Source organism: Rothia sp. 27098_8_161 (assembly GCF_041432905.1).
Lineage (GTDB): Bacteria > Actinomycetota > Actinomycetes > Actinomycetales > Micrococcaceae > Rothia.
Genome location: NZ_JAPWAL010000070.1, coordinates 1 through 781 on the forward strand (window position 1 = coordinate 1; position 781 = coordinate 781).

The following is a 781-nucleotide window of genomic DNA, read 5'->3' on the forward strand; positions in this document are numbered from 1 at the left end:
AACCCTACTCTTCAATGAAATATAAAACACATATATTCGTGCGTGTCCAAGAATATTAAGCAGATATATCTGCGATAGTTCCGGACATCCATGGGTCAGCCGACAGCCCTACCCGCAACACCCCCAGCCGCCCTTCGTCATAGTCAGTCATATTAAGTTCATATTTCGCCCCAATGTCATGTCCAGAAATATTAGGACATCAACCGCCGCATCCCTTGCACGCCCTCGGAGGCGGTGGGTAAAGTGAAAGCGTTATCTATCAAGAGCGACCGAGAGATCTGGCTCGTCGACGTCGCAGCAACCTCGCCAGTATCCCCCACCGTCACGGTGCAGGGTACGGACAAGGTGCTCCCGCCAGAACCGATAGAGAAGAATACCCTTCGGCACCCCTTGATGAGTCGTACTCGCAAACCGGTACAGCACATCCTGCAGAAGAATTCACGCACCCTCCCGGTGCGTATCTATCGGGTGAACACGAAGGAAGGTTATGACGACAGTTCACCCGGCTCTTTCTTTTGAGCTATTCCCTCCGCGCTCACAGGCGAGCTGTGAGTCGCTGCTCCGCACCATTGCGGAGCTTGAGGGCACCAACCCCGACTACGTGTCGGTCACCTACGCCGGTGACGCGAAGCGCCGCCAGAAGACCCTCGCGCTACTCGACCACCTGGTGCATGAAACCTCCCTCACCCCGCTAGCTCACCTGATTTGTGCAGGCCATTCGGTACACGAGCTGGAGCGTGCAGTCCGCCTGATTCTGGGCCTGGGTGTGCGCGGCTTCCTG

General features: G+C 56.2%; 1 protein-coding gene and 1 riboswitch. The gene reads left to right on the forward strand.

The genetic code is table 11. The features are described 5' to 3' along the window. Positions 1-253: 253 nt before the first annotated feature. A riboswitch (SAM riboswitch) is annotated at positions 254-370 on the forward strand. A 117-nt stretch (positions 371-487) separates the two neighbouring features. After that, the coding region (locus tag O3648_RS08445; protein ID WP_371569604.1) for a methylenetetrahydrofolate reductase at positions 488-781 on the forward strand (294 nt) is incomplete at its 3' end.